23 protein-coding genes and 1 other annotated feature are annotated in these 25,002 nt (G+C 39.3%); of the genes, 19 read left to right on the top strand and 4 right to left on the bottom strand.

What is annotated here, in order from left to right:
* Positions 1 to 309: 309 nt before the first annotated feature.
* The 16 genes from ACFPRA_RS12265 (at position 310) to ACFPRA_RS12190 (ending at position 18,721) form a co-directional block, all read left to right on the top strand.
* Positions 310 to 1,347 (top strand): NAD(P)/FAD-dependent oxidoreductase, encoded by a 1,038-nt coding sequence (locus ACFPRA_RS12265; RefSeq protein ID WP_381434701.1) that lies wholly within the window; start codon positions 310 to 312, stop codon positions 1,345 to 1,347.
* Positions 1,289 to 1,528 (top strand): ferredoxin, encoded by a 240-nt coding sequence (locus ACFPRA_RS12260; protein ID WP_381434698.1) that lies wholly within the window; start codon positions 1,289 to 1,291, stop codon positions 1,526 to 1,528. The genes ACFPRA_RS12265 and ACFPRA_RS12260 overlap by 59 nt, the downstream gene beginning before the upstream one ends.
* Before the next feature lie 189 nt (positions 1,529 to 1,717).
* Positions 1,718 to 2,761: an aromatic ring-hydroxylating oxygenase subunit alpha gene (locus tag ACFPRA_RS12255; protein WP_381434696.1), complete on the top strand. Its 1,044-nt coding sequence runs from the start codon at positions 1,718 to 1,720 to the stop codon at positions 2,759 to 2,761.
* A 208-nt stretch (positions 2,762 to 2,969) separates the two neighbouring features.
* Complete coding sequence (locus ACFPRA_RS12250) at positions 2,970 to 4,442, top strand: aldehyde dehydrogenase family protein (protein WP_381434693.1); 1,473 nt, start codon at positions 2,970 to 2,972, stop codon at positions 4,440 to 4,442.
* 184 nt (positions 4,443 to 4,626) lie between these two features.
* Entirely contained in the window at positions 4,627 to 4,830 is a 204-nt protein-coding gene (locus ACFPRA_RS12245) for a DUF3311 domain-containing protein (protein ID WP_381434691.1), read from the top strand.
* Positions 4,827 to 6,320, top strand: a complete 1,494-nt coding sequence (locus ACFPRA_RS12240; protein WP_381434689.1) for a sodium:solute symporter family protein — start codon at positions 4,827 to 4,829, stop codon at positions 6,318 to 6,320. The genes ACFPRA_RS12245 and ACFPRA_RS12240 overlap by 4 nt, the downstream gene beginning before the upstream one ends.
* Before the next feature lie 57 nt (positions 6,321 to 6,377).
* Positions 6,378 to 8,081 carry a thiamine pyrophosphate-binding protein gene (locus tag ACFPRA_RS12235; protein WP_381434687.1) on the top strand — a complete coding sequence of 568 codons (1,704 nt, stop codon included), beginning with the start codon at positions 6,378 to 6,380 and terminating at the stop codon, positions 8,079 to 8,081.
* A 108-nt stretch (positions 8,082 to 8,189) separates the two neighbouring features.
* A complete protein-coding gene (locus tag ACFPRA_RS12230; RefSeq protein WP_381434685.1) occupies positions 8,190 to 9,662 on the top strand; it encodes an aldehyde dehydrogenase family protein in 1,473 nt (490 codons plus the stop codon).
* A 96-nt stretch (positions 9,663 to 9,758) separates the two neighbouring features.
* On the top strand, positions 9,759 to 10,973 hold the full coding sequence (locus ACFPRA_RS12225) for a Glu/Leu/Phe/Val family dehydrogenase (protein WP_381434683.1): 1,215 nt from the start codon (positions 9,759 to 9,761) through the stop codon (positions 10,971 to 10,973).
* Between the two features lie 403 nt (positions 10,974 to 11,376).
* Entirely contained in the window at positions 11,377 to 12,783 is a 1,407-nt protein-coding gene (locus tag ACFPRA_RS12220; RefSeq protein WP_381434681.1) for an amino acid permease, read from the top strand.
* 92 nt (positions 12,784 to 12,875) lie between these two features.
* Positions 12,876 to 14,018 carry a mandelate racemase/muconate lactonizing enzyme family protein gene (locus tag ACFPRA_RS12215; RefSeq protein WP_381434679.1) on the top strand — a complete coding sequence of 381 codons (1,143 nt, stop codon included), beginning with the start codon at positions 12,876 to 12,878 and terminating at the stop codon, positions 14,016 to 14,018.
* Positions 14,019 to 14,050: 32 nt separating this feature from the next.
* A complete protein-coding gene (locus ACFPRA_RS12210) occupies positions 14,051 to 15,187 on the top strand; it encodes an amidohydrolase (RefSeq protein WP_381434677.1) in 1,137 nt (378 codons plus the stop codon).
* A gap of 27 nt (positions 15,188 to 15,214) precedes the next feature.
* Entirely contained in the window at positions 15,215 to 16,090 is an 876-nt protein-coding gene (locus tag ACFPRA_RS12205) for a GNAT family N-acetyltransferase (RefSeq protein WP_381434675.1), read from the top strand.
* Between the two features lie 187 nt (positions 16,091 to 16,277).
* Positions 16,278 to 16,516: a binding site (T-box leader), on the top strand.
* Between the two features lie 60 nt (positions 16,517 to 16,576).
* Positions 16,577 to 18,163, top strand: a complete 1,587-nt coding sequence (locus ACFPRA_RS12200) for a 2-isopropylmalate synthase (protein WP_381434673.1) — start codon at positions 16,577 to 16,579, stop codon at positions 18,161 to 18,163.
* A 115-nt stretch (positions 18,164 to 18,278) separates the two neighbouring features.
* Positions 18,279 to 18,446 (top strand): Rpn family recombination-promoting nuclease/putative transposase, encoded by a 168-nt coding sequence (locus ACFPRA_RS12195; RefSeq protein WP_381434670.1) that lies wholly within the window; start codon positions 18,279 to 18,281, stop codon positions 18,444 to 18,446.
* 38 nt (positions 18,447 to 18,484) lie between these two features.
* Complete coding sequence (locus ACFPRA_RS12190) at positions 18,485 to 18,721, top strand: hypothetical protein (protein ID WP_381434668.1); 237 nt, start codon at positions 18,485 to 18,487, stop codon at positions 18,719 to 18,721.
* Positions 18,722 to 18,996: 275 nt separating this feature from the next.
* Here the strand turns inward: ACFPRA_RS12190 and ACFPRA_RS12185 are convergent, their stop codons facing one another.
* From ACFPRA_RS12185 to ACFPRA_RS12175, 3 genes are read right to left on the bottom strand one after another with little or no spacing between them, the layout of a single operon-like run.
* A complete protein-coding gene (locus ACFPRA_RS12185) occupies positions 18,997 to 19,779 on the bottom strand; it encodes an ABC transporter permease (protein ID WP_381434666.1) in 783 nt (260 codons plus the stop codon).
* Positions 19,779 to 20,675: an ABC transporter ATP-binding protein gene (locus ACFPRA_RS12180; protein WP_381434663.1), complete on the bottom strand. Its 897-nt coding sequence runs from the start codon at positions 20,673 to 20,675 to the stop codon at positions 19,779 to 19,781. The genes ACFPRA_RS12185 and ACFPRA_RS12180 overlap by 1 nt, the downstream gene beginning before the upstream one ends.
* On the bottom strand, positions 20,675 to 20,875 hold the full coding sequence (locus tag ACFPRA_RS12175) for a PLDc N-terminal domain-containing protein (RefSeq protein WP_381434661.1): 201 nt from the start codon (positions 20,873 to 20,875) through the stop codon (positions 20,675 to 20,677). Before ACFPRA_RS12175 ends, ACFPRA_RS12180 begins: the two co-directional genes overlap by 1 nt.
* Positions 20,876 to 21,234: 359 nt before the next feature.
* Here ACFPRA_RS12175 and ACFPRA_RS12170 point away from each other — a divergent pair, with 359 nt between their 5' ends.
* Positions 21,235 to 21,960 (top strand): hypothetical protein, encoded by a 726-nt coding sequence (locus ACFPRA_RS12170; protein ID WP_381434658.1) that lies wholly within the window; start codon positions 21,235 to 21,237, stop codon positions 21,958 to 21,960.
* Between the two features lie 144 nt (positions 21,961 to 22,104).
* On the opposite strand, the gene ACFPRA_RS12165 is transcribed toward ACFPRA_RS12170, so the two are convergent.
* Positions 22,105 to 22,701: a TetR/AcrR family transcriptional regulator gene (locus ACFPRA_RS12165; protein WP_381434655.1), complete on the bottom strand. Its 597-nt coding sequence runs from the start codon at positions 22,699 to 22,701 to the stop codon at positions 22,105 to 22,107.
* A 169-nt stretch (positions 22,702 to 22,870) separates the two neighbouring features.
* Here ACFPRA_RS12165 and ACFPRA_RS12160 point away from each other — a divergent pair, with 169 nt between their 5' ends.
* Together ACFPRA_RS12160 and ACFPRA_RS12155 are read left to right on the top strand one after the other, a co-directional pair.
* A complete protein-coding gene (locus ACFPRA_RS12160) occupies positions 22,871 to 23,785 on the top strand; it encodes a DsbA family protein (RefSeq protein WP_381434895.1) in 915 nt (304 codons plus the stop codon).
* 260 nt (positions 23,786 to 24,045) lie between these two features.
* The gene (locus ACFPRA_RS12155; RefSeq protein ID WP_381434653.1) at positions 24,046 to 24,975 is read left to right on the top strand and encodes an urea transporter; all 930 of its coding nucleotides are present in this window, start codon (positions 24,046 to 24,048) and stop codon (positions 24,973 to 24,975) included.
* The last annotated feature ends 27 nt before the right edge of the window (positions 24,976 to 25,002 follow it).

Below are 25,002 nucleotides of genomic sequence, written 5' to 3'. Positions count from 1 at the left end.
CCTCATTAAAATTGAGTTTAATAAAACTTAAAGTGAGTCAATTTAAGTTCAATCAATCATCAAGATTCCACGCATTATGATAACGAAACTGGCTAAACATCAAGCTTACTTAAAAGTGGCATGAAAATTGCATTATAAGTTTTTGAATCGTTAATCAAGCACTTTTAAGCGAAGAGAGGATGCTGATGTGGACTTGGATGAACCAATGATGTGCCGAAGTTTACTTCACCTGAATTCTACATGATACAGGAAGTGATGTAAATATCTGATATTATTGATTACTCTAATTATAATAATGGGGGTTTTTAAATGAATGAGGAGCCGAAAATATATGATATTACAATAATTGGTGGAGGTCCCGTCGGTTTATTCACCGCATTTTATGCTGGAATGCGCCAAGCCTCCATCAATATTATTGAAAGTTTACCGCAACTCGGCGGACAGTTATCGGCACTTTATCCGGAAAAGTTTATATATGATATAGCGGGCTTTCCTAAAGTAAGTGCGCAAAATCTTGTGAATAACCTCATCGAACAGATGAATCAGTTTAAAGTGGATCATTGCCTTGGCCAAACAGTCCAAACGATTCGTAGACGCGACAATGGTGTTTTTGAACTCATGACAAATAAACAAATGCATTATTCAAAAACGATTATTATTACTGCCGGAAATGGTGCGTTCCAACCAAGAACGATGAAGTTGGAAAATGAAGAAAGCTTCGTCGGAAAGAACTTGCATTATTTCGTCGATACGATGGAAAAGTTTGCTGATAAAGAAGTTGTGTTATTCGGCGGCGGTGACTCTGCTGTTGATTGGGCGCTTATGTTAGAACCGATTGCCAAAAAAGTAACATTAGTTCATAGAAGAGACTCGTTCAGAGCGCATGAGTATAGTGTTGACCTGTTAAAAAAATCACGTGTGGAAATCCTAACGCCATATGTCCCAACAACCTTAATCGGAGACGAACAAATAGAGAAAGTCATCATTCAAAAAAACAATAGTGAAGAAACAATCGAATTAACGGTAGATGATGTTCTTCTAAACTACGGTTTCGTTTCTTCGCTAGGCCCGATTAAAAACTGGGGATTGGAGATCGAAAAAAATTCGATCATTGTAAACTCGAAGATGGAAACAAATATCGAAGGGATCTACGCAGTAGGGGATATTTGTACGTACGAAGGAAAAGTAAAGCTGATTGTAACAGGATTTGGAGAGGCACCGATTGCCGTCAGTGAGGCAAAAATGTACGTAGATCCACAAGCTAAAAATTATATGAGGAGGAAAAGATATGACAGTTTATACGATGGTGGACCGCGAGACATGTATAGCATGCGGCGCATGTTCTGAAAATGCTCCCAATTTATTTGACCATGATGAAGAAGGTCTTTCCTTTTCATTACTTGATCAAAATGCAGGCAATACCGAGATCCACGAAGACTTTATAGAAGAGTTAGAAATTGCAGAAGAGGAGTGTCCAACAAATTCGATTAAAACTGCGACCGAACCCTTTACTATTTCTGTTGTTTAGAAAAAATAAGACGTAATTCGAGTTCGGAAAAACTCATTGAGTTTAAAAAAACTCGGTTTTTCCTATTTCGCAGCGTGGAAAAAACTTCTCTACCTTGATGCCATCGTCTTTTTTGAGTTGGCAGAATAATTGCAATATAGAGCTATAGATATCAAAATGTATTTTTTATTATAGGAGGGTGAAAGAACAATGACAGTTAATACAAAAAGCAACAAAGCAAGTGCTACTTTGCCTTACAAGAACTATGTGGAACAACAATACTTTGATGAAGAAAAAGAAAGTATTTTTTCTAAAAGCTGGGTCTTCGTTGGACATATGAGCCAATTAGAAAATGTAGGCGATTTTTTCACTTTCGAAATTGCTGGAGAATCCATTATCGTTAGCAAAAATAACGATGGAAAAGTGAATGCCTTTTATAACATTTGTCCACACCGCGGTACACGTGTTGAAAAAAGTACTTCTGGAAATAAAAAAGTATTTCTCTGTTCTTATCATGGTTGGTCTTTCAAACTAGATGGCAAAGTAAATCGTGCCCCGAATTTTGATGAAGACAGTTTAGGTGACCACAATTGCATGACAACTATTAACTTAGAAGTTTACCAATCACTCATTTTTGTAAACTTAGATCCAAATGCTAAACCTTTCCGGTCTGAATATAGCGATTTAGTTGAAAGCCTTGATCAATACAAGTTTTTAAATTCTTTGAAGAGAATCCGAACAACTGAACGGGTTATTGAAGCCAATTGGAAAGCCGTCGTTGACAATTATTTAGAGTGTGATCATTGTAAAATAGCACACCCTGCATTTTCTAAAACATTTGATATGGAAAATTACAATATCGACACGTATAACACATACACTTGTCAGTATTCTGAAATGAAACAAGGAGAAGAAGCAGATCCAGCATTTTTCTATTGGGTATGGCCTAACTTAATGATTAGCATTTATCCTGGCGAAGAAGGAAACATAACGACGAGCCAAATCTTGCCTATCTCGCCAAATCAATCATTGGCAATTTACAGCTACTATTTTAGGTCTGAAGAAATTACAGAAAAACAAGAAGAACTTATTCAATTTGTCGATCAAGTACGTAAAGAAGACTTTGATCTCGTTGAATTATTGCAAACTGGGCTTCATTCAAAAGCTTTTGATAACGGGATTTATTCACCAACTGAGCATGGCTTAAAGCATTTTCACAAGCAATATAAGGAAGCAATGGGCATGCCAGAATAATAATTTCAACTTTTGGCGAACAATAGCGCAAGGTGCCTGAGGTCTGGATGTGGAATCACAAAATATGGACGCAATTACGCCGAGGCGTAATTGATAGTTTCCTAACCAATAAAAAGGAAAGCTTGCATCTCGAGATGCACTTTCCTTTTGAACAAGGATGTACGGTTGATCTTATATGAAATAATTAACAGTTAGGTAGGGGAAATGGATGGGAGAACAATTAAAACTCTACATAAATGGGGAATGGATTGATTCAAGTAATCCGCAACTATTTGATGTAATTAATCCTGCAAATCAAGAAGTGATTGCTAAAGCTCCAAAGGCGACTAAAGAAGAGGTTGAACATGCGATTAAAATTGCGAAAGAAACTTTTGAAAGTGGTGTTTGGTCTTCAAAAACTCCACAAGAAAGAGCTGCGGTATTACTACAAATTGCTGACAAAATGGAAGAACATGCCGCTGAACTTGCTCAGTTGGAAACGCAAAATAACGGAAAAGTGCTAAGAGAGGCAGAGGGGGATGTTGCGGATTCCATAGAGGCTTTTCGTTATTATGCAGGTCTTATTCAAAACCCAACAGGTGTAACTTATGAAGCGCTGGAAGGTTTACAAACGATGATTGTGAAAGAACCGATGGGATTAGCGGGGCTAATCGTTCCATGGAACTATCCATTGTTAATGGCGGTTTGGAAAGTAGCTCCAGCACTTGCGGCGGGAAACTCCATTATTTTAAAGCCAGCTGAAATTACACCGACAACAGCTGTCAAACTGTTTCAGTTCATCGATGAAACAGATTTACCGAAAGGTGTTGCGCAGTTAATCCTGGGTGGTGGAACCGTCGTTGGCCAGACGATTGCTGAAAGTGCTGATGTGGACGTTGTCTCCTTTACAGGAAGCACAGAAGTTGGGCGTAGTATCATGCAAGCGGCGACAGGTAACTTGAAGAAAGTATCGTTAGAACTCGGTGGGAAATCCCCTAATATTATTTTTGATGATGCTGACTTTGAAACAGCTGTTGACTATGCTTTATTTGGAATCTTTTATGGTAGTGGACAAGTGTGTTCATCTGGAAGCCGAGTGTTAGTGCAAGAGGGAATTTACGATAAGTTTGTTGAAGCATACGCAAAGCGTGCACAACAAATTAAAGTTGGGCCAGGACATGACGAAAGGTCAAAAGCGGGTGCAATCGTTAGCGAGAAGCATATGAACAGTATTCTTGAATATATCCGCATCGGTCAAGAAGAAGGGGCTACATTGGCTTGCGGTGGTAAGCGTATTGAGCGGGATGGGATGGAGAAAGGTTTCTTCATTGAACCAACCGTGTTTACCGATGTAACGAGCGATATGCGCATTGTAAAAGAAGAAATTTTCGGCCCGGTTGTTGTGGTTCAAAAGTTCAAAGATGAAGCAGAGGCTATTCGTCTTGCAAACGACTCTGACTATGGATTAGCGGGTGCGGTCTTCTCTACCGACAGTAATAAAGCATTGCGTGTCATTCAGAAAGTTCGCTCAGGCATTACGTGGGTGAATGCTTATCACCTTACGAACATTCAGGCACCATGGGGCGGTTACAAACATAGTGGAATAGGCCGCGGTATAGGCACATATGGACTGGATGAGTATCAAGAAACAAAACAAATTAATGTGAATTTAAACCCACACCCACTTCATTGGTTTGAGTGATCCAAAGACAATATTAGCCAATTGAAGTGATAGAAATAATCGCTCCAATGAGAACTTCTATTATAATTCCCGTTGATTCCTTGATGGATTCAAAGGTTATGGTAAGCGTTTACACAGGTGGAGATAGAAATAGGGTAACGAACCAAAATCTTTCGTCGAAAATTGGAATAAGGGGGAAAGAAGAATGAATAGGAGAATTTGGTTATACTTATTCAGTTTAATTCCTGCTATAGGGAGTTTAAGTGTAATAAATAAGATAGAACCATACGTTCTTGGCATGCCCTTCGTTTTGTTTTGGCTGTTATTGTGGGTGATCTTAACTTCACTTTTCTTATACATCGTTAACATGTTAGATCCAGCTAACCATGAAGGAGAGGAGGACATTTGAATAGTTCATTTTTTATTACATTTGCGATTTTAATATTCGCTTGTTATTTAGGTGTTAGCGCAAGGAAAGGTAAAGAAATGAATATGGAACAATGGGCTGTTGGGGGACGAAGCTTTGGCTCATTAACTATATTCTTTATCTTAGCGGGAGAAATGTTTACCACATTCACTTTCCTAGGTGCAAGTGGGATGGCTTATGGTGTTGGGATGCCTGCAGTTTATGCATTTAACTGTTTCTATTTTATTATTGCATATTGGATGTTACCACCGATTTGGAAGTATGCAAAGAAACATAATGTTATGTCGCAAGCCGATTTTTATGAGAAAAAATATAAGAGTGTAGGTCTTGGGGTTGTTGTTGCGATTATTGGCGTGATTGCATCCGTATCCTATTTAGTCATGCAATTTGTTGGTTTAGGAATAATTGTTTCGGCATCATCGTATGGATCGATTTCATCGGGACTTGCGGTTGTGCTTAGTGGTTTATTAGTCACTGTATATGTAACAATTTCAGGGATGCACGGATCTGCATGGACGGCGATATTCAAAGATATTTTAATTCTTGGAGTTATCGTATTTATGGGCGTTTATTTTCCATACCACTACTATGGTGGATTCAAACCGATGTTCCAAGCGATTGAGAGTGTACATCCAGAAATGCTCTTGTTTCCTGCTGAAGGATTGAGTATTACATGGTTTGTGACAACGTCGATTATGATAGCGTTAGCATTTTATCTTTTTCCACATATGCAAACGGGTGTTTTTTCATCCAAAAGTGCGAAGGCCCTTCGTTGGAATGCTGCAAGTATGCCTATCTATCAACTTATTATCGTATTTTCTGTTTTTATTGGGTTTGCTGCGGTTTTACAAGTGCCGGGTTTAAACGATGCAGACATGTCTTTATTTAAGCTTGCACAGAGTGCATTTCCACCTTGGTTTGTTGGATTAGTTGGAGGGGCAGGAGCACTGGCGGCACTTGTTCCAAGCTCGATTGTATTACTGTCATCTGCAACACTTTTATCGAAAAACATTTTTAAAGTGTGGAGACCTAAAACAACCGATCAGCAACTTGGAAGATTAAGTCGTCTATTAGTACCAATCCTAGTTATAATTGCGATATTTTTTGCTTTAAATGAATCGAAGTTGATTGGTTTAATTTACATTATGGTATATAGCATTATTGTCCAGCTGTTCCCGGCACTTTTCTTTAGTCTTCTGAAAAAGAATCCGATTACCAAAATTGGTGCTTTCGCAGGAATGATCGTTGGAGTCTCGCTCGTTATTTATTCGACAGTAACGGATACTACATTAGCGGCGTTATATCCAAATCTTCCAAGTATAATCAAAGATTTTGATACCGGGCTATTAATAATGATGATAAACTTTGCTGTCACGTATGTAGTTGGTGTTAGTACAGTAAAGATTCTCAATAAATCGACAGACGTTAGTCTAGAAAAATATCAACAAGTTAAAGTTGACAGTCGCAATTAACTTGCAACTTGCCATATCAATTATAAAAAAATAAATATTATGGGGAGGAACACAGTGATGAGACAATTAGAGAAAATAGCGGTAGAGGAAAGCAAAAACTATCAAGAATACACAGTAGCTGATGCAATTGTAGAAGAATTAGTTGACGCTGGTGTTGAAGTTATATTTGGGATTGTGAGTATCCACAATATGCCGATTTACGATGCGATGCTTAGAAATGGAAAAATTCGTATGGCAACATCACGTGGTGAAAGCGGAGCTGTTAATATGGCAGATGCTTATTCGCGCGCAACTGGAAAACTAGGAGTTGTATTAACAAGCACGGGTGCTGGAGCTGGAAACGGTGCAGGTTCATTAACAGAAACTTGGAACTCTGGTACACCTTTGCTTCACATTACAGGTGAAGCAGATTCAAACTATATTGGAACGGATCAACGTTATATTCATGAATGTAAAGATCAATTGAAAATGATGGAAGGTGTGAATAAATCTGCTTATTTATTGAAACGTCCAAAACTTATTATCCCATTCATGAGAAAAGCAATTAAAGATGCAGTAACTGTTCCGACTGGACCAGTCACTGTCCAAATTCCCACAAATTTCCAGGCGATGATTATTCCGAAAAATAATCTAATTAATGTAGAAACTGTTAAAGATTCAGAAGTACAAGTTACATTACCGGAAGGCATCATTGAAAAAATCGCTGCAGCAAAAAGCCCGGTGATATGGGTAGGAGATGGAATTATTCACGCGGGTGCATCAGAAGAATTAGTAACGCTCGTGAATAAAATTCAAGCAGGCGTCATTACAAGTGAATCAGGAAAAGGTGCTATTCCTGAAGATCACCCACTATGTATTGGAAACTTTGCATGGTTCCCACATGTTGAGGAGCATGTAAGCAAAGCAGACTTACTGATTAGTGTCGGAGTTCGTTTCCGTGGCACTGAAACAAATGGTTGGTCTACACCTATTCCGGAAAATCATATTAACATTGACTTAAATCCAGAAGCATTTAACCGTAGCTTTGATACACAAGATTTTTTAATTGGCGATGCAAAAGCTGTATTAGCAGAAATTAATAAAGGTTTAGCGGATGTGGAAATCACTCCAAATCTAACTTATATGGAAGAGATTAAAGCAGTTCGCGAAGGAGTCCGTGAAGAGCTCCGAAGCACAATCGGACCTTACGGTGAAATTGCAGAAATTATGAACGAGCAATTTCCACATGACACAATTTTAGTAACGGATGTTACAATTCCTGGTTATACTTGGGCGAACAAATTAGTTGATGTACATGAACCAAGAAATTACCTCTACATGACAGGTGGAGGAATTGGTCAAGGTTTACCAATGGCGATCGGTGCTAAAGTTGGTCAACCAGACAAACCGGTAGTACTTGTAGCTGGTGATGGTGGGTTCATGGTAAATGCGGGTGAAATGATTACAGCAGTACAAGAAGATGCGCCTATAATTGTTCTTCTATTTGATGATGGTGGTTACGGGATCTTGAAGTATTATCAAGAGGCTGCTTATGGCAGAAAAACGGCTGTTGATTTGAAAAACCCAGACTTTGTTATGATGGCAAAATCTATGGGGTTTGAAGCGGAAAAAGTAACCTCTGTTGAAGGGTTTGAAAAGGGATTAGCGAATGCTTTAGCTAGCCAAAAGTCTTATATGGTTGTTGTTGATGTTGAGGCGGTTGGAATTCTTAACTATGAAGATTCCGATGAATATATCCGCTCTTTCCGTCCGCACGAATAAGCATACAAAATGACAGTCATAAAGAGTGCGTTTTCTATACATGGCTGTCTCCTTTTGTAAAGAATTGTATGACCAAAAGCAATGAGATATTGAAGGAAGGGAACCCAAATGACACAGCGATATAAGCTCTATATAAATGGGGAATGGGTAAACTCGAGTAATCGAGATTTTCAAGATGTATTAAATCCTGCAAATCAAGAAATTATTGCTAAAGCTCCGAAAGCAACAAAAGAAGAAACGGAGAAGGCAATTAAAGTAGCGAAAGAAACTTTTGAAAGTGGCGTTTGGTCTTTAAAAATCCCACAAGAAAGAGCTGCGGTATTACTGCAGATTGCTGACAAAATGGAAGAACATGCCGCTGAACTTGCTCAGTTAGAAACACGAAATAACGGAAAAGTGCTAAGAGAAGCAGAGGGGGATGTTGCGGATTCCATAGAGGCTTTTCGTTATTATGCAGGTCTTATTCAAAACCCAACAGGTGTGATATATGAAGCGATGGAAGGTTTACAAACGATGATTGTGAAAGAACCGATGGGAGTAGCGGGGTTAATCGTTCCATGGAACTATCCATTGTTAATGGCGGCTTGGAAAGTAGCTCCAGCACTTGCAGCAGGAAACTCCATTATTTTAAAGCCAGCTGAAATTACACCGACAACAGCTGTCAAACTGTTTCAGCTCATCGATGAAACAGATTTACCGAAAGGTGTTGCGCAGTTAATCCTGGGTGATGGAGTTGTCGTTGGCCAGACGATTGCTGAAAGTGCTGATGTGGATATCGTCTCCTTTACAGGAAGCACAGGAGTTGGGCGCAGTATCATGCACGCTGCGACAGGAAACTTGAAAAAAGTATCATTAGAACTCGGTGGGAAATCCCCTAATATTATTTTTGATGATGCTGACTTTGAAACGGCTGTGGATTTCGCTCTATTTGGGATCTTTTATGGTAGTGGTCAAGTGTGTTCATCTGGAAGTCGAGTGTTGGTGCAAGAGGGAATTTACGATAAGTTCGTTGAAGCATACGCAAAGCGTGCACAGCAAATTAAAATTGGTCCCGGAGACGATGAAAGCTCCAAAGCGGGTGCAATCGTGAGCGAGAAACATATGAACAGCATTCTTGAATATATCCGCATCGGTCAAGAAGAAGGGGCTACATTGGCTTGCGGTGGTAAGCGTATTGAGCGAGATGGGATGGAGAAAGGTTTCTTCATTGAGCCAACCGTGTTTACCAATGTAACGAGCGAGATGCGGATTGTGAAAGAAGAAATTTTTGGCCCCGTTGTTGTGGTTCAAAAGTTCAAAGATGAAGCAGAGGCTATTCGTCTCGCAAACGACTCTGATTATGGATTAGCGGGTGCGGTCTTCTCTACCGACAGTAATAAAGCATTACGTGTCATTCAGAAAGTTCGCTCAGGCATTACGTGGGTGAATGCTTATCACCTTACGAACATTCGGGCACCATGGGGCGGTTACAAACATAGTGGAATAGGCCGAAGTATAGGCACGTATGGACTGGATGAGTATCAAGAAACAAAACAAATTAATGTAAATTTAAACCCACACCCACTCCATTGGTTTGAGTGATCCAAAGACAATATTAGCTAATTGGAGAGGGAGAAATAATCTTTCTAATTTTAAAATGCAAGATCTATTCTATATTTCGACTTAGGAGGAGTAAACATGTCTAAAAAACCATATTTAATTGTTGAATGGAATGACACAGAAACAGATGCAAAGGGATGGATGGTTGTCCACAACTTTGTAAAGGGCTACACAGGTGGTGGTACAAGAATGCACCCATCCGTTACAAAAGAGGAAGTTGAGCGCCTTGCAGAAGCGATGGCGTATAAATATGTAGCAAGTGAATCAGAAACTACTGGAGGCTGTAAAGGCGGTATTGCCTACGATTATAAAGCACCAGATGCTTATGATGTATTAAGAAGATATATGATTGCGATGCTGCCATATATTGATAACGGCGTTTCTTTAGGAAGTGACCTCGGCACGAAATATAATGATGTACTGAAAATCTTCCGTGAATTTGGGATTGATATTCCACTTACACAATCTATGAAAAGTAATCCAGCTGTTTTAAAAGGGATTAAAAATTACGATGATTTATTACTTCAAAAAATCGATGGATTGTACGTGAATGATGTAGTAACAGGTTATGGCGTTGCATTCTCTGCTGATGAAGCCTGGAAATATAAGAATGGTGAAGAAGGTGCAAGAGTCGTTATCCAAGGATTCGGCTGCGTTGGTGCAAGTTGTGCGTTAAAACTTTCACAACTAGGATATAAAGTTGTAGGAATTTCTGATGCGAATCTATTTGTCACTTGTGAAGATGGATTAGACGTTCAAAAGTTACTGGATCATAAGAATGAGTTCGGTGAAATGGATCAAAATTATTTTGAAGATGACTATGTAGTACGTCCAAACGCAGAATGGCTTGATGTAGATTGTGATATTTTAATTCCGTGTGCGCTAGAAGATGTTATTAATAAATCTAATGCTGATCAAGTAAAAGCAAGCCTTGTTGTTGAAGCAGCAAACATCCCAATTTCTGCTGAAGGTGACGAAATCATCAAGGAGAAAGCTATTGATATCGTTAATGACTTCGTAGCAAACCTTGGTGCAATTAGATCGTACGATGCTGTTATTTTTGGATTAGTAGAACCAAACCCGCAAGCGGTGATTGATGATATTGAAAAACTTTGCCGTAAAAATGTTCGCACTCTCTTTACGGAAGCTGAAAGGCAAAGTAGATATCAAAGAGATGTTGCGTATGAAATTTTTAAACCGGAGAAAAGTGATTCAATGGAATACGTTTCACCAAATCTAACTGCAGTACAATCAATCACCTCTCGGCGTGATTGCGTCCAGATTTTGAATTGAGCAAAGCTCAATTCACTCCTTTCAAAATCTGTGACATCCGCCGGAGGCTTGGGCCAACAGGATGTTGGTCACTCAGGCGTTGCCAATCAAACAGCGAAGGGTTTGATTTGCCGTATTTCTGCGTTTTTTTGCAGAAATTAAGGCACTTTCATTCAGGACGCGGCGATCTTAGCCTGAGTTCCTCTAATCAGCAAATCTTTTTGTACTGAAAGCGAAGCGTCAGCTACAGGGAGTTTGAACTCCCTCTGATTGAAATGAATCTTGGCATTCATCCCGCCACTTATAGAAGTGGGGGACTTCTACTGAATCAAGTTAAATTTGAGAGACGGAAGATGCAAAGCGCATCTCCCGTCCGTTTTCATCGATGTTGTACGCTTAAAATTAACTGAAAAGGGTGAATACTATGAAAGAGGAATTTGATAGTCAGCCGCAAAAATTACAACGGGCAATGAAAAGTCGACATTTACTTATGATCTCTATCGGAGGAGTTATGGGTACAGGTTTCTTCATAGGTAGTGGTTATGCTATAGGGGAAGCCGGTCCATTTGGAGCTATTTCAGCTTACTTATTTGGTGGACTGATTATGTATCTCGTTATGGTTTGTCTTGGTGAGTTGTCAGTAATTATGCCGGTGTCCGGCTCGTTTCAAGCTCATGCGGAAAAATATATTGGACCAGCAACTGGATTTATGATGGGGTGGACGTATTGGCTCAGCTGGGCGATATATATAGGTTTGGAGTTCGTAGCAGCCGGAATATTGATGGCTAGATGGTTTCCGGATGTTCCTTTATGGATTTGGTGTCTAATTTTCTCGACATTATTATTCGGAATTAACGCATTAGCAACAAAAGCTTTTGCTGAAACAGAGTATTGGTTTACAGCGATTAAAGTACTGGCAGTAATCGCATTTATTGTAATCGGTGGAGCAGCTATTTTTGGTATCGTACCAATTCAAGGTCAAGAAGCTCCGTTCTTCTCGAACTTTTCAAATGAGGGCTTATTGCCGACAGGATTTATCGGGGTCTTTGTTGCAATGATGACAGTTGTATACGCTTTCATGGGGTCGGAAGTTGTTGGAGTAGCTGCTGGAGAAACTGAAAATCCAGATAAAAACATCCCAAGGGCGATTCGCACAATTGTTATACGAATTTTACTTTTCTATGTACTTGCAACCATTGTCTTATCTGCAATTGTTCCCTGGAAAGAAGCAGGAATTCTTGAGAGTCCGTTCGTCACGGTGTTTGATATGGTAGGTATTCCATATGCAGCTGATATTATGAACTTTGTTATTTTAACAGCAATTCTATCTGTAGGAAACACGGGTATGTTTGCTTGTGCAAGAATTTTGTTCTCTTTATCACAAAGTGGTCACGCTCCACGGATGTTTGGAAAATTGAACAAGCGTGGAGTACCAATGAATGCTCTTACTTTTACTTTAATCTTTGCTTACGTATCTCTATTATCAAGTGTTATTGCTGAAGAAACATTATTCGTATTATTATTAGCGATTAGTGGTGTTGGTGGAATTGTCACTTGGATAGTGATTGCTTATTCGCAAATCAGATTCCGTAGGCAATATGTCGCTGCTGGCGGTAAAGTTGGAGACTTAAAATATCGCGTCCCATTTTTTCCGTTAATTCCAATTGTATGTATAGCAATGTGTTTGGCTTTAGTAGCTATGACAGCATTTGATCCTACTCAACGTATTTCGTTATTTATTGGACTTGGTTTTATAGCACTTTGCTATGTCTTCTATCACTTTAAATTTACAAAGAAAAAAGAAGTGCCAGTTCCATTAGCTGATAGCTGAATATGTTGGTAAATTAGCAAGATAATTCATTGTTAATGGCGGTTTTGAAGGTAGCTCCATCACTTGCAGCAGGAAAGGATGAAAAGAGAACGATGAAGATTAAGCAAGTAGATTTATTCGCAATAGAATTGCCGCTTAATAATCCGTTTGTAGTTAGTTATGGCGGGTATAATCGTATTCAATCTATCATTGTTAAAATTACAACTGATAACGGAATTGTTGGCTATGGTGAAGCCGTACCTGATATGTATGTCACTGGGGAAACAGTAGAAAGTACGTATAATATTCTAGCTCATACGTTAGCACCCATTATTATTGATGAGAATCCGCTTAATATTGAGCGGATTCACGACCTTATGGACGAGACAATTTTTGGTGTTTCAACCGCAAAAGCTGCAATTGATATTGCTTGTTATGATGTGGCAGGAAAAAGTGCAGGTTTACCAGTGTATATGTTAATTGGTGGTCGCTATCGTGAAAGTATGCCAATAACGCATGTTTTAAGTATTGATACACCAGCAAATATGGCGGATGAGGCAGCACAATGTGTAGAAGCTGGATATCGTTCTTTTAAGTTGAAAGTTGGTACAGAGCCATTAGAAGATGTTAAAAAAATCAAAGCAGTTCGAGAGCGAGTTGCGGAAGACATTGCCATTCGGGTGGATGTGAATCAAGGTTGGAAAAATAGTGCGACAACCCTACAAGTACTTGATAAATTAGCAGGTCTCTCTATCGATTGGATTGAGCAACCTGTAACAGCCATTGATATTGATGCAATGGCTGAAATTAAAAGCAAATCGACTATACCAATGATGATAGATGAAGGTCTGCATAGTAGCGTAGAGATGCGCCAAATCATTTCGAAGCGAGCAGCTGATAAAGTGAATATCAAGTTAATGAAATGTGGTGGCATCTATCCTGCAGTAAAACTAGCTCATATGGCAGAAATGGCAGGAATCGAATGTCAAATTGGATCAATGGTAGAGTCATCAATTGGATCTGCAGCAGGATTTCATGTTGCATTTTCAAAGAAGATTATTACAAGCGCCGAACTAACAGGACCATTAAAATTTGAAAAAGATGTTGGTAATCTACAATACGACATTCCGATTATTAAGCTTAATGAACAACCTGGATTAGGCATTGATGTAAATGAGGATATTTTACAAGAGTTAACAGTATATTCTAAAAGTATTGCAAGCAAAAATTTATGTAGACATCTATCTATTTCATAAATGTATGTTATTGATTAATTGAGGAGCTAATCATGAGCAACATAAACCCAATCGATTATATTAGTGAAAATCAAGAAAACATTATCCAGACATATCATGACTTACACGCTCTTGCAGAACCTAGTTGGAGAGAAAAGGAGACTTCAGCTTATTTGATTGAAAAGCTTCAAGCGGCTGGATTTACTGTAAAAACTTTTGTAGGACATTACGGATTCATTGCAGAAATTGAAGGAAAAACAAGAGATGTTGTTGGACTAAGGGCAGATATGGACGCTCTTGTTCAAGAAGTTGATCATGTTGTTCGTGCAAACCATTCTTGTGGACATGATGCTCACAGCACAATGGTGTTGCATACAGCGTTAGCATTAAAACAAGCTGGCATTCGTCCAGAAAAAACGATTCGATTCATTTTTCAACCAGCGGAAGAAACTGGAGAAGGTGCCAAGCGGTTTATGGAAGCTGGGATTTTGAATAATACGGAGATGTTACTCGGCATTCATTTACGTCCAACTTTCGAAGTTCCTTATGGAAAAGCTGCACCAGCTATTGTCCATGGTGCTTCTGTATCTACGGTGGGTGTTATTAATGGCTTGCAGGCGCATGCTGCGCGTCCAGAGAATGGAATTAATGTGATTGAAGCCGCGTCTGTTTTAATCCAAGCGTTGCAAGGGATTAGACTTCAAGCAGGTTGTTCATTTTCTGTAAAAATGACACAGCTTCATTCAGGGGAAAGTCCAAATACGATTCCAGGAAAAGCTTCATTTACGTTAGATTTACGTGCTCAATCAAATGAAGGTATGACGGAATTGCAAAAGAAAACAGCAAAAGTCCTTAAAGCGGTAGGAAATTTAACAAATACTCAAATTGATTATGAATTTCAAGGTTTGGTACCAGCAGCTACACTCAATGAAAAGATGATTGGAACGGCGAAAAATTCCATTGTAGATATATTGGGTCCTGAACATGTCGTAGAACCTTGTATTACACGTGGAGGAGAAGATTTTCATTTTTATACAACGAAACATCCGCATATTGCTGCAACGATGATTGGATTAGGTTGTGGCTTAGAGCCAGGCTTACATCATCCACAAATGTCTTTTCAAATTGATGCACTCAATTACGGTACAAAAATTTTAACAGTATGTGTATTAAATGCCGCAAAAGCATGAACTGAAAAGAGAAAGGAGGACTAGTATATGGGTGAGTCGGAAAACCTTCCCTTTACAATCCGCCCTATACATGATGTGAAGGAGTTGGCTCAGGTAAGTGAATTAGAAAAAGTCATTTGGCAATCAGATGATCCGGTTCCCGTTGCCCATGCAATTACATCGGTAGATAATGGTGGAATGGTGATTGGAGCATTTTTAGGCGATAAAATTATTGGATTTCAATATAGCTTTGCTGGCTTTAATGGAATTAATACTTACTTATGTTCCTATTTACTTGGAGTACATCCCAAATATCGCATTGGTGGAATTGGTGAACAATTAAAGCTTGCCCAGTGTAAAGAAGCTTTAAAAATTGGTTATGATTTAATTACTTGGACGTATGACCCATTGGAAACAGTGAATGCTAATTTAAATATTAAAAAGCTTGGTGGAGTTTGTTCAACATATATTGAGAACTATTATGGGAACATGGAAGATAGTCTCAATGCTGGTATTCCATCTGATCGCTTTTATGTTGACTGGTGGATTCAAAGTGATCACGTAAAAGATAAAGTTGATAGAGTTGGTGGGAAGCTTCCTAAATACCAAGAAGATTTAGCAGTTATCAAAGTAAATGAAAGGGAGAAAGAATATCCAATTCCTGAAGAAGTGAATACACATTTAACTGCTGATTATGAAATATTGTTTGTTCCAGTTCCCGGTGAATTCCAGAAAATTAAAGAGGAAGATTTTGATCTTGCTTTAGAGTGGCGTTTGCAAACACGGAAAGTGTTTACTCATTACTTTAAAGCTGGCTGGCAAGTAAGTGATTTTATTAAAAGTGAACGCAAAGAAAATGTTAGTCCTGTTTACTATTATGTTTTAACAAAAAGGGGCGAGGACAAAACTATCCAAAATAAATAGAAATGGAATCAGACGTCAAAGATTGCCGACTGATTCCACATAATGTAAGAGCAATTATTTCAATAACAGCTGTTGCTACTGTCACAAAAAATATGCCAAATTGAAAGTAGCATCCCCAAAAGCAATTAATTTTCAAAAAACATTTGACAAGTCTAAAAAATCAATGTATTATTGCAATCAATATTAAATGCAGACTAAGAATGGAATTAGTAAAAATGGCTGTGTCCTTGTAGAGAGCTGATGGTTGGTGAAAATCGGCAGGCGCACATTTTGAACTCATCCAGGAGTCACTCCCTGAAATTTTCAAAGTAGGGGATGTCGGTTTCCTCCGTTATCGGGATAGGCAGTGATGGCTGCCGATAAGTGGATCTGTCTTTTGCGATAGGTCAATTAGAGTGGTACCGCGAGTTCAACCTCGTCTCTATATTTCGATATAGAGGCGGGGTTTTTTGTTTTTCAAAATTTATTTAGAAGGAGTGCAGAGGAATGAGCAGAAAAATTTGGGTGTTTGATACAACGTTACGCGATGGCGAGCAGGTACCGGGTGCGAAATTAAATCTTTATGAAAAAGTGGAGATTGCGCAGCAACTGAAAAAATTAGGTGTCGATATTATTGAAGCTGGATTCCCGGCTTCTTCTCAAGGTGATTTTGACGCGGTCCAGGCGGTTGCTCAAAAAGTAGGAAAGACAAGTGATATCATGATCACGGCACTTGCGCGTGCCGTGCAGGCAGATATCGATTCCGTCTACCACGCAGTGAAAGGTGCGGAAAATCCAATGATCCACATGGTGCTCGGCACTTCAGACATCCACGTGGAAAAAAAGTTCAGTAAATCCAAAGACCAAATCCTGCAAATTGGCGTAGATGCAGTGAAATATGCGAAAACCTTACTGCCTGAAGTACAATATTCAACGGAAGATGCTTCTCGCTCGGAGTTCGAATACTTGTGGAAAACGATTGAGGCAGTCATGAAGGCAGGCGCGACCATGATTAACGTGCCGGATACGGTAGGCTATGCGGAACCTGAAGAATTCGGTGCAATGATCTATAAATTAAATGATCGGATGAAAAACTTAAATCCAAATGTGTTATTAAGCGTTCATTGCCATAATGATTTAGGCATGGCAACGGCCAACACATTGGCAGCTATTAAAAATGGTGCCGATAAAGTGGAGTGTACGATCAACGGTATCGGGGAGCGTGCGGGCAACGCAGCATTGGAAGAAGTAGTCATGGCGTTAAACACTCGGCATGCCATTTATAATGCGGACACACGCATTAACACAAAGGAGATCATGAACACTTCCCGCCTTGTATCCAGCTTTATGGGACTTGATGTACAGGTGAATAAAGCCATTACGGGAGATAATGCGTTTGCCCATTCGTCCGGTATTCACCAAGATGGCTTGCTGAAATCACGGGATGCTTATGAGATTGTGCATCCTGAAGACGTAGGACTTGATGATATGGAGCTCATCCTAACTGCACGTTCTGGCCGCCATGCTGTAAAAAATGCACTTGAAAAACTAGGGTTCTCCCAACTGGCCCCAGAGGACTTTGAAGGGATTTTTGAAGGATTCCTAGCATTGGCAGATGCGAAAAAAGAAGTATATGACCATGATCTGTATGTAATTGTTGAAAATTATTATGAAAAGCATGACAAAACGAATGTGACAAATTACAGCGACCATTTCTTTGAAGTTGAGGATCTGCAAGTCATCAGTAACTCAAGCTTCCCTAGTGCAAGTGTCAAGATCCGTAAGGGAGGCGAGGTCTTTAAGGCGAGCGCTGTCGGTACAGGACCGATTGATGCCCTGTATTCAGCGATTGCAGAGATAACAACGATCAAAGTCAAGTTGGTGGAATACGATATTAGCAGCGTTTCAAGAGGGAAGGACGCACTTGGTAAAGTGAAAATCATCGTCGAACATGACGGTGAAAAATATATCGCGAAAGCAGCAGACACGGATATCTTAAAAGCCAGCGCCTTCGCCTATATGAATGCCATCAATAGCGTTGTGTCAGCAGGGTTGAGAAAAGTATCGGTAGAAGAGATGGCTATAACTAGATAACACAAGTAAGAGGAGGACTGTGGCCATGCCGCAGTCCTAATTTTTTGCCTTTTTCATAATCGCATGGATGTAGGAGGTTTTTATTTGGATTGCTGTGGAAAGGGGGATTCTGTACGTGAAAATTCAAAACCCTCATGACAAGTTTTTCAAAGAAACAATGGGAAATGTGGAGACGGCAAAAGACTTCCTCATGAATTATTTACCGGAATCGGTTATGCAAGTTGTAAACTTGGACACCTTTGAGCTGGAAAGTCGTTATCTAAACGCAATGTTCAACAAATGATTACCCAAATTGAAACGAACTATCCTGAAGGGAGTGAAATGACCATGACAATGGCAGAAAAGTGGATGGAAGAAGGCAGAGAAGAAGGCATGGAAAAAGGCGGAGCAGCAGCTTTATCCGAAACTGCGATTCAACTGTTGATTGGAAAGTTTGGGAAAGTCCCTCAAGACATGAAAGATGGCATCATGAATTCTGACACAACTACTTTGAAGCTTGTGTTGTTCAATATTTTTAGATATGAAAGTATAGAGGATGATCGAAGATATATTCAATAATGCAGTTTAAGAACCCGCTGCTAACTGACTGAAAACACTTATGTAATCATCATTGATTCCGCAAGTGTTTTATTATTATTTTATGTGATATGGTAATGTCGGAAGTGTATGTTCGTTTCGTTGAGTGTTTTTAAAAAATCCGAAACAAATACCTAAGAACAGGAATGAGAAACGAACTGTTACTAAATTGTAACGGTTCGTTTTCCTTTTTTACAAAGATAAGAAAGTATAAAGAAGATACTCACGCAGCTCCAAGTTGTTCCAGCACCTAAAATTTACACCGTCGTTTTTGCTGCATTATGTTTTGACATAAAAATACCGAATAACATCAACAAAATAATGAAGATAACTGTCACACCCATACTCAGCCATAAGTCGGTCCGATCCACATCAAATTGAAACCAATCGGCCGCGTAAGGTACTAGTTTCCACGGGGACACTGTCCAGTATGTCCCGATCAATGAATCAACAAGAGGATAAATAAGTGTAATGACAATCGCTAGCCCAGCCGTACCACCCGTTGACAATGCGGCACTGAGCGTTAACACAACCGTGACAACAAAAATAAGCCACAAACTATACGTCGCGATAAAGCCAATAACTGCTCCCGTATCGACAGCATTAAAAAGAATGCCAATGTAATACCACGCCCCTATAAATCCAAGCCATGCACTACTAAGTACAACTACATTTATGACAAGCCACTTGCTTATAAAATACGATGAAAATGCTATCGGACGAACATATATCAAAGTGGCTGTGCCATTTTTGCGTTCACCGGATATGGAACCCATAAACGCAAGCACAATAATCAGCATACCAATAAACTGGTATTGACCGAGCAATGAGACGAAGATATCCTCCCCTTGAAAGGTCGGCCATTGGAATGCTGTCCCTTCCGGCAAATTCCCCACACTTTTCATAATTTCAGGTAAGAAGTGATTCGTGATAGGTTCCAATATGCCGAAAATGATAAACACTAATGGAATCCACAGCATTTTAAAATTCCGCGTCTGTTCACGCCACTCTTTTTGTAACAGTGCACGAAAACCGCCCATTAGATCACCGCCACTTTCATAAAAATTTCTTCCAGGCTTGCCGTTTGCCGTTCTACTTTACGAATCGTAAATGAAGCCGAGCTTAACAAAGATAAGACATCTGACATCCTCACATCTTCTGTTTGCATGTCGATGTAAACGACTACCCCTTTAGTGACAACTGGCCATTTTGCTATTGCGATAAAACGTTGCAATTCATCTAACCGCTCAAATTCAATGACAATTTTCGGCTCCGCATAGCGTAAACGCACTTCATCGAGTGAACCGTATTCGACTAATTTTCCTTGACGTAAAAATAACAACTGATCGGTCATTTCTTCCGCATCATTCAAAATGTGTGTCGAATACAAAATGGTTGTTTGCTGCTGTAATTCTTTCAATAAATCCATGACTTGACGCCTTCCTACTGGGTCTAGCGCCGATACAGGTTCATCGAGCAACAGCAATTTAGGTTGATGCACAATCGCTTGTGCGAGCCCTAGTCGTTGCTTCATCCCACCTGAAAAAGTTCCTGTTTTTTTATGGATCGCATCGTTTAATCCGACAAATTCCAATGTCTTTTGGGCTTCAATGAATGATTTTTTGGCTGACACACCACTTAAACGTGCTGCCATTTCTGTAAATTCCAATGCAGATAACCAAGGAAAAAATTTTGGATATTGCGGTAAAAAACCAATGACGGAACGAATGTCGTGTTTGCTTGTTTCTCCGAATTGAATCGTTCCACTTGTTGGCGTAACTAAACCTGCCAACATTGATAACGTCGTTGTTTTTCCAGCACCATTTGGGCCGATTAATGCGGTAGACGTATGCGCTTGGAGTTCAAAGGAGACATGATCGGTTGCGATGTGTTCCCCGTATACTTTCGTTAATTGTTTCACTTGCAGTAAACGCATTACACTTGTCGCCTCCCAACAATAAAGTACAAAATAGGACCGAGTAAGTTAATAAATACTATGATTAAAATCCACAGGATAAGCGGGCCGTTCGTCCGCTTATGGCGCAGTACATCGATAAGGGCTACGACCATTAGGATCAATTGAAGAACGATAATTGGTAAAATAAGATTCCACGGTATATTGGCTAGTTCAGCCATATAATTCACAACCTTTCTTGTTTTGATATAATTGGATTATAACACTTTTTGTTATAGTTTGTATATAACAATGTGTAGGAGGGCCGGTTCTCGTATGTTGTCCAGTCGCTTTACTTTTTTTCAATAGAATGAAAAAAGGGTGACGGAATTGCAACATAAAGGAACCATCCCTGTGATTATTGGAACTCGTACCGTTCTGTTAAAATATAGTTATACTATATACATTTCAACTGTATATAATTGAGTGGAAATAGCGGAGGGTAGCAACATCAAAGTGTATTGTTTGAAAGACTATGTTAAGAAAACTCAATAAATGTCGATAGGAAGAAGTAAGAAGCTGGAAAGGACGGTGTTGGGATATGCAAGTGTTTAATGGATTAAAAGCAAGTCCGTTTACGAAAACTTATTCACCACAGATCATGCATAAAGCGAATGATGCGAACGTAGAAAAATCCGTCAAAAGGGATTCGATTATGATTAGCGATGAAGCACGAGCGCGGCTAGGGGATTGGCAAGAAAGGTCTGCCAATATGATTGAAAGCTTAATGGAAAAACGCCAGAAAGTTCAAGAGGCGAAAAGTAATTTAATTGAACGTACATTAGAGGCTGGGGAAGAACTTTCGACGATTAAAGAACAACTGGGAGCATTCGATGAGCAAATTACGGAAATCGAAGAACAAATGGCGGCAATAGAAGCACAGAAACGAGAAAGAGAACAGCGTGAACAAGAAGAAAAGCAACAAGCTGCTACCAAAACACAGGAAAAATCTGAAGGTATGCAATTGACATCTCTTCTTCAATCAGCCCAATCCCTTGAACAAGTCAGTGCGTTAAAACAGGTGAAAGTACCAATCGAAAATGCGCATCGTCGACTCAAAACAGAAATGGCATATGACCAAGAACGCGGGACATTTGTAGAAAGTAAGGCAAAGAAAATTGACGAACTTGCCGGGCGTATGCGAAGCATCGACAGCGAGATGAACAACCAAATTAGAAATGCGAAAGAATCTTCGAACGAAATAAATGGGAAAGTTTCTGTTGAGGAAGAGCAAGAGAAGTTAGTAAATGACTCCCATGAGAACTAGATATTATATTGAACGGATAGAGTAGCAGGAATCAATCTGCTTTCTCTATCCACCAATCTTTTTTATTACTAAGTGTAGTCAACCTGATTATTTAGCTGATAGCGAGGCGTGGGTTACCCTCTCCATTTTATCTTCATGAGGACATCATAAGTTTTCTTCGCTTAATATTTTTTCGCCAGCATACCCAAAGCCGATCCCAGAAAGTATAGAAGGAATCGCCAATTTGATAAATTCCTCTGGTAGCATCTCTTTACTACTTCTTCTCCATTCTACAGAAGCTCCGTAAATTCCCCAGCTTAATACAACAGCAGTAATTTTTAGCGCTTCATCTTCTTCGGTTTTATTTTGGAATAACAACATTTTATAAAAAATGATTTCGAGCTGTTCCCGAATGATACGGGCAATGGTATCTTCGTATCCTCTATGACAACGATTGGATAAGGATTTTTGAAAATTTGTGATCGCTTTGAAAATGTTAACCAACGCTTCTTCATTCAGTTCGTTATTTTGATAATCATTAAAATCCAAATTCACTAACAAGACTTCCGATAACACCTTTTCCAGTAAATCGTATATATCTTCAAAATGATAATAGAAAGTGGCGCGATTAATCATAGCATCTGTTGTAATATCCTTAACGGTAATCTCCTTAAATTCCTTTTTACCGGAAAGTTCCATAAAAGAATCCATGATTAACTTGCGTGTACGTTGAATGCGGGGATCCGTCTTTGGGTGAGTCATGTCAATCTCCCTCCTACTTTTTCAACAATTTCCTCAATGTGTTGGATAAACGACATTTTCAATGAACTATTGGTATTGATGCTTTTCATTATGTTATAAAATTCAATTATAAGCGAATAATTAATTTCTAAAAGAGATGAGGGAAAATACATTGAAAAAAAATCTGAATATGATTTGTGATTTAGAAACGGGTATTTGCGGAGTGGCTGGCGAAGAGGAAATGGGGCTTATTGATTTTAACCAACCAAAAAAAAAGGTGAATCTATATTATGTGACGGATCCTATTTGTTCCCATTGCTGGGCCATTGAACCGACACTCCGCCGTTTTGTCGAGCAATATGGCCATTATTTTGACTTTCACACAGTTATGGGAGGTTTGCTGGAAAAATGGCATGATGGACCAATCGATCCTGCAAACGGTATTTATAAACCAGCTGACGTTGCGGGTCATTGGAGAGAAGTGGGAGAACATTCAAGAATGCCGATTGATGGTAGTCTAATGATTGATAATCCGGTTCAATCTTCTTATCCAGCCTCGCGTGTATTTAAAGTCATTCAAAAAAATCATGGCGATGCTGCAGCATTTGACTACTTGCGCCGTGCCAGAGAAGAACTTTTCGCATTCAATCAAAATATATCAGATCCAGCGGTGATGATTGAAGTTGTCGATAAACTCGGTCTTGACGGGGAAGCTATTGTCAATGAAGCTGAACAGCCAATCGGACAACAATTATTGAATGAAGATTTTGTTTTGACAAGAAACTTAGGTGCCAGAGGTTTCCCCACGATTATTATGATGAATGAAGAAAATAAAGGCGTGAAAATTGTTGGAGGACGTCCGTTTGAAAATTATGTTGACGGATTAAAACAAGTGCTAAATATAGAAGAACTCCAACCAAAACAACAGCCGTCGCTTTCCAGCTTGCTTGAAAAAGAAAAACTGCTATTTTCCAAAGAAATTGAAGTCATGTACGATGTGGAGCAATCAGACGTACACGCTTTTATTGAAAAAGAACTTTCACCAGAGAATTATCAAGCGAAAGAAATTCTAGGGGAATACTATTTTACAACGACTAAACAATAAAAGTACAAGGCACTCGGTCCGAGTGCCTTATACTTTTTTATTCCCTAAAGTTGCATATTAGCTTTACTTTTTTGATTCTTATTTCGCTGTATGTTTACTTGTTTACGTTTTTTCTTCTAATACGAATCATCTTGCATCTACTCTGTGACTAGATTCTCTTTTAGACTTCAGTTAATATTGATTTATGGGAATAGTTATTCAGAGATGTCACTTGCCATTCAATCTACTGCGAAACGATATGACGATCGGGGGAGCATACTTTGAAAAAGAATTCATTCGTCAATCGGTTTCATTTTATAACAGTATCATTAAAAGGGATTTCACAAGCCATTTTGATAGAAAATGCCGTTACCGGGGCTATCATTCTACTCGCCATTATGATATCTTCCTTTTCTTTAGGCGTCATTGCTCTGCTGTCAGCGATGATTGGTACATTGCTAGGCAAATTAGGCGGGGCTGATGAAGAGCTTGTTGATCAAGGGCTATTTGGTTTTAATTCTGTGCTTACAGGTATGGCCCTTTACTTGTTTCTAACGGGTCCCTACCATTGGATCCTCAGTCTGGTCGGCGCCTTTCTTGCTGCCATCGTGACTGCCGCATTGATGCATGTGATGAAAAATACGGGCATACCGGTTCTAACATTCCCTTTTGTTGGATTAACTTTGTTTACTTTGCTCGTTTCTTATCGGTTAAGTGCAGTACATACGAGTAATGCACTCGTTCCTCAAAGCTTATGGCAATGGAAATTGGATATTACAGGGCCGTTTAATTTGAAAGAAGGCATCTTTACCGGAATTGGACAAGTATTTTTCCTTGATTATACAATATCCGGGATTTTACTTTTTGTTGCTGTTTTTTGGGCCGGTTGGCGACTTGGTCTTTATGCTTTTTTAGGGAATGCAGCAGCTTTATTAACAGCTTTGATACTAGGAGCAGAACGTTCATTAATATTTGTAGGCTTGTACGGCTACAATGGGATTTTAACTGCCATGGCAGTGGCAGTCGTATTTAATACGAGCAAAAGGCGACTTTCTTATGTCTCGGGAATACTTGCTGCTTGTTTGACCGTTCCAATCGCAGCGAGTCTTCATACATGGCTTCTACCTTTTGGTCTTCCACCATTAACACTGCCCTTTGTATTAAGCACATGGATATTTCTTAGCGCAAGGAAAGTACTGCCTAAGTTGTAATTCGACTCATTGAAATACTTTTTCATT

Origin of the sequence: Sporosarcina soli (assembly GCF_042655805.1) — a bacterium.
Taxonomy (GTDB): domain Bacteria; phylum Bacillota; class Bacilli; order Bacillales_A; family Planococcaceae; genus Sporosarcina; species Sporosarcina soli.
Note: the sequence above shows the minus strand (reverse complement) of the source record. Positions and strands in the feature narration are given on the sequence as shown.

Bases quoted from the DNA above. Each gene is read 5' to 3' on its own strand.
- ACFPRA_RS12265 (WP_381434701.1), top strand. From the start codon at position 310: ATGAATGAGGAGCCGAAAATATATGATATTACAATAATTGGTGGAGGT.
- ACFPRA_RS12260 (WP_381434698.1), top strand. From the start codon at position 1,289: ATGACAGTTTATACGATGGTGGACCGCGAGACATGTATAGCATGCGGC.
- ACFPRA_RS12255 (WP_381434696.1), top strand. From the start codon at position 1,718: ATGACAGTTAATACAAAAAGCAACAAAGCAAGTGCTACTTTGCCTTAC.
- ACFPRA_RS12250 (WP_381434693.1), top strand. From the start codon at position 2,970: ATGGGAGAACAATTAAAACTCTACATAAATGGGGAATGGATTGATTCA.
- ACFPRA_RS12245 (WP_381434691.1), top strand. From the start codon at position 4,627: ATGAATAGGAGAATTTGGTTATACTTATTCAGTTTAATTCCTGCTATA.
- ACFPRA_RS12235 (WP_381434687.1), top strand. From the start codon at position 6,378: ATGAGACAATTAGAGAAAATAGCGGTAGAGGAAAGCAAAAACTATCAA.
- ACFPRA_RS12230 (WP_381434685.1), top strand. From the start codon at position 8,190: ATGACACAGCGATATAAGCTCTATATAAATGGGGAATGGGTAAACTCG.
- ACFPRA_RS12225 (WP_381434683.1), top strand. From the start codon at position 9,759: ATGTCTAAAAAACCATATTTAATTGTTGAATGGAATGACACAGAAACA.
- ACFPRA_RS12220 (WP_381434681.1), top strand. From the start codon at position 11,377: ATGAAAGAGGAATTTGATAGTCAGCCGCAAAAATTACAACGGGCAATG.
- ACFPRA_RS12215 (WP_381434679.1), top strand. From the start codon at position 12,876: ATGAAGATTAAGCAAGTAGATTTATTCGCAATAGAATTGCCGCTTAAT.
- ACFPRA_RS12210 (WP_381434677.1), top strand. From the start codon at position 14,051: ATGAGCAACATAAACCCAATCGATTATATTAGTGAAAATCAAGAAAAC.
- ACFPRA_RS12205 (WP_381434675.1), top strand. From the start codon at position 15,215: ATGGGTGAGTCGGAAAACCTTCCCTTTACAATCCGCCCTATACATGAT.
- ACFPRA_RS12200 (WP_381434673.1), top strand. From the start codon at position 16,577: ATGAGCAGAAAAATTTGGGTGTTTGATACAACGTTACGCGATGGCGAG.
- ACFPRA_RS12190 (WP_381434668.1), top strand. From the start codon at position 18,485: ATGACCATGACAATGGCAGAAAAGTGGATGGAAGAAGGCAGAGAAGAA.
- ACFPRA_RS12185 (WP_381434666.1), bottom strand. From the start codon at position 19,779: ATGGGCGGTTTTCGTGCACTGTTACAAAAAGAGTGGCGTGAACAGACG.
- ACFPRA_RS12180 (WP_381434663.1), bottom strand. From the start codon at position 20,675: ATGCGTTTACTGCAAGTGAAACAATTAACGAAAGTATACGGGGAACAC.
- ACFPRA_RS12175 (WP_381434661.1), bottom strand. From the start codon at position 20,875: ATGGCTGAACTAGCCAATATACCGTGGAATCTTATTTTACCAATTATC.
- ACFPRA_RS12170 (WP_381434658.1), top strand. From the start codon at position 21,235: ATGCAAGTGTTTAATGGATTAAAAGCAAGTCCGTTTACGAAAACTTAT.
- ACFPRA_RS12165 (WP_381434655.1), bottom strand. From the start codon at position 22,701: ATGACTCACCCAAAGACGGATCCCCGCATTCAACGTACACGCAAGTTA.
- ACFPRA_RS12160 (WP_381434895.1), top strand. From the start codon at position 22,871: ATGATTTGTGATTTAGAAACGGGTATTTGCGGAGTGGCTGGCGAAGAG.